The 3367-nt window shown below is 68.4% G+C and carries 5 protein-coding genes; 1 reads left to right on the forward strand and 4 read right to left on the reverse strand.

The genetic code is table 11. The features are described from left to right. The 4 genes from FKP22_RS24905 to FKP22_RS24920 all read right to left on the reverse strand — a co-directional run. On the reverse strand, window positions 1–511 hold a 511-nt coding region (locus FKP22_RS24905; protein ID WP_141290344.1), incomplete at its 3' end, for an RDD family protein. A gap of 58 nt (window positions 512–569) precedes the next feature. Then, window positions 570–1607: a zinc-dependent alcohol dehydrogenase gene (locus FKP22_RS24910; protein ID WP_141290346.1), complete on the reverse strand. Its 1038-nt coding sequence runs from the start codon at window positions 1605–1607 to the stop codon at window positions 570–572. 19 nt (window positions 1608–1626) lie between these two features. Then, window positions 1627–2013 (reverse strand): hypothetical protein, encoded by a 387-nt coding sequence (locus FKP22_RS24915; protein WP_141290348.1) that lies wholly within the window; start codon window positions 2011–2013, stop codon window positions 1627–1629. A 106-nt stretch (window positions 2014–2119) separates the two neighbouring features. Further along, window positions 2120–2731: a hypothetical protein gene (locus FKP22_RS24920; RefSeq protein ID WP_141290350.1), complete on the reverse strand. Its 612-nt coding sequence runs from the start codon at window positions 2729–2731 to the stop codon at window positions 2120–2122. 103 nt (window positions 2732–2834) lie between these two features. Here FKP22_RS24920 and FKP22_RS24925 point away from each other — a divergent pair. Further along, window positions 2835–3367, forward strand: a 533-nt coding sequence (locus FKP22_RS24925; protein WP_141290352.1) for a chemotaxis protein CheB, incomplete at its 3' end; no start/stop codon positions are given.

The following is a 3367-nucleotide window of genomic DNA, read 5'->3' on the forward strand; positions in this document are numbered from 1 at the left end:
TGGAGGCTTCGACCCGCTTGGTGCGCACCACCACCGTGCCGGCCAGCTTGTCGTGCCAGCCTTGCTTGCGAGGATCCCAGGCAACCCACAGGAAACCCAGCCCAAGCGGCAACAGCGAAAGGTAGTAGCCCAGGTAGCGCACGATGGACTGGCCGGTGCCGATCGGCTCGCCTGTCCTGGCGTTGACTACCCGCGCGCCGACGACGATCTTGCCCGGCGTGGCCTGGCGCAGGATCCAGAAGGCGATGGTGGCCGCGGCCGGGCCGACATAGGAGATCAACAGGTCCGCCGGCCCGGCGATGATGCCTTCCTTGCCACCGGTGTAATACGCGAAACCGTAGGCGGCGATCAGCAAGGGCGTGGTGACCAGCAGGATCAGCACCGTGTCGATCACCGAGGCCCAGGCCCGGATCCAGAACCCCGCATATTCGAGGTTCTGCGGGTTGGACGCGTCAGGCGCGATGTCTTCGACGGCAGCCGAAGGTGCGGCGTAGGGGTTGGGGGCAGTCATGCGCCGGATTCTGCGGCATGAGCCCCGCCTGTTTCATTGCCGGCCGTGCTTCATGGCCTCACGTGAGCACCTCGTCGCCAATGCGCATCACCACGCGCCCTTCGATCTCGCCGCGCTTCATGCGGCCCAGCACGGTGTTGATGTGATCCAGGCTGTCTTCGGTGAAGGTGGTGTGCACGAGGCCGTCACCGGCGAAGGCCAGCGCCTCCTGCAGGTCCTTGCGCGTGCCGACGATGGAACCGCGCACGGTCTTGGCGTTCAGCACCACGTCGAAGATGGGCAGCGCGAAGTCACCCGGCGGCAGGCCGACCAGCGACATCGTGCCGCGCTTGTGCAGCATGCCCAGCGCCTGCGCAAACGCGCTGCGCGAAACGGCGGTGACCAGCACGCCATGCGCGCCGCGCAAGGCCCGCTGCACCTCCAGCACCGGGTCCTGGGTCAGGGCGTTGATCGTCATCTCGGCACCCAGGTGCTTGGCCAGCGCGAGCTTGGCGTCGTCCACATCCACCGCAATGACATGGAAGCCCATGGCCCGTGCGTACTGCACGGCCAGGTGGCCCAGGCCGCCGACGCCGGAGATCGCCACCCAGTCGCCCGGCTTGCAGTCCAGCACCTTCAGCCCCTTGTAGACCGTGACGCCTGCACACAGCACCGGGGCGATTTCCGAGAAGCCGATGTTGGCCGGCAGGTGGCCGACATAGTTCGGGTCGGCCAGCACGTACTCGGCATAGCCGCCGTTGACGGTGTAGCCGGTCATCTGCTGCTCGTCGCACAAGGTTTCCCAGCCGGTGATGCAGTGTTCGCAATGGCCGCAGGCGGTGTGCAGCCAGGGCACGCCCACGCGGTCGCCTTCCTTGATGCCCTTGACGCCCGCGCCCAGCGCCGCGACATAGCCCACGCCCTCGTGGCCGGGAATGAAGGGCAGGCTGGGCTTGACCGGCCAGTCGCCCTCGGCGGCGTGCAGGTCGGTGTGGCAGACGCCGGAGGCGACCACCTTTACCAGCACCTGTCCGGCGGTGACTTCAGGCACCGGCACTTCCTCGATCTGCAGCGGCTGGCCGAAGCTGTGCACGACAGCGGCTTTCATCGTTTTCATGGTGATCTCCCTTGGCGTTTCAGCGCGGCTGGTGCAGCGCGGGCGCGGCCAGGTGTTCGCGGCGGTCGAAGAAGCTGCGCGCCTGCGCCAGCAGCTGCTTTTCGCTGGGGTGGTCGACGATCTCGTAACCGGCGATGCGCTTGGCGGTCTGGGGCTGGTGCTTGTCGACGTAGTGGTGGAAGTCCGCGGAGGCGACGTGGCCGGCCGCCACCAGGATCTGGCCGTCGCCGGCGAGCGCCGCGCACACGGCGGCGAAGAACTCGTGCTCGGCGCGCACGCCGGATGCGTGCTGCGCCGTGGGGTGCTGGTGCGCGCGAACATGCTGGGTTTGCGCAGTTTCGGCGTCGAAGCTGAGGATGGTGGCGGTCTGGTGATCGACCCAGGCGACGGCGTAGGGATGGCCCATGCGGATTCCTTTTGCCTGCGACGGCAGGCGCTGGGCTTCATGATCCGGGCTGGGTCCGGTCGCAGGCTTGATCTTGCGCAAGGGCTGCGATGGAAGGCCTGGCGGCTCAGCCGCCCGCAGACGCCATCGACGGCAGCTTCACCAGGCGCTGGATCTCGCCGCCGCACAGCAGGTTGTTGCGTGCGTACTCTTCGGGGCTGTCGAACTCGTCCTGTGCCCGCGTCAGCGTGGCCAGGGCCTGCCTGGCGTGGTTCAGCACGGTGGCCGAACTCGCACGCTCGGGCCAGGGGTAGCGCAGCTGGCGGAACTGGGCGGCGATGTCGCGCCAGATGCGCACATGGGTGTGCTCGTGGTTCAGCACCCGGGCGTAGCTGCAGCTGTCTTCCGGGAATTCGCTGGCGATGCGCAGCACCGGTTTGACAAAGGCCAACCGCACGACGATGCCGGCGCAGCTCGCCTGAGGTTCCACGCTGAGCTGGGTCTGCACCATCACATGGCCCAGTTGCACGCCTTTGCCGGTCTTCTTCTGGCCGGCATTGCCCAGCGCGGTGACTTCGGCCGAGCGCTTGCCGTGGTCCAGCTCGGGCGCCGGGAACCAGTCGGCTGCGTAGCGAATGGGCTCGCTGCAAGGCGGCAGCTCGGCACCCCGGGAGGGGGCGCTGAGCACGCCTGTGGACAGGCCGATGAGCAGGGCGAGGTGGGCGCGTGGGGCGGGCATGGGGCCGGGCATGGGGCGAGGGCAGGCTGAACCGCTGTTATCGGCGCTTGCCGGCCGGAACTGAGCGCGTCGTCTTTTACCAGGATGAGACCGATACTCCTGCATGACCCTCCCTCCACCGACCGCGCCGGGCGCTGATGCCCCTGGCCCGACACGCATCGTCGGCCTGGGTGCGTCCGCTGGTGGCTTGAGCGCCCTGGAGGAGTTTCTTGCCCGGGTTCCCGCCGGCAGCGGCCTGGCCTACGTCGTCGTGCAGCACCTGGATCCCACGCACAAGGCCCTGGTGGTGGAACTGCTGCAGCGGTCCACGCTGATGCCGGTGGCCGAGGCGACGCGGGCCATGCGCATCAAGCCCGACTGCGTCTATGTGATCCCGCCCAACAGCGAACTGACGGTGGCCGGCGGTTCGCTGCACCTGGCCCCGCCCGCGCAACCACGGGGCATGCGCCTGCCGATCGACGTGCTGTTCTGTTCGCTGGCCCGCGACCGGGGCGAGCAGGCGATTGGCGTGGTGCTGTCGGGCATGGGCTCCGACGGCACCCTGGGCCTGCAGGCCATCAAGGCCCAGGGCGGGCTTGCGCTGGTGCAGTCGCCGGAGTCGGCGCAGTTCGATGCCATGCCCAACAGCGCCATCAG

It is taken from the genome of Ideonella azotifigens, from assembly GCF_006519715.1.
Classification (GTDB): Bacteria; Pseudomonadota; Gammaproteobacteria; order Burkholderiales; family Burkholderiaceae_C; genus Ideonella; species Ideonella azotifigens.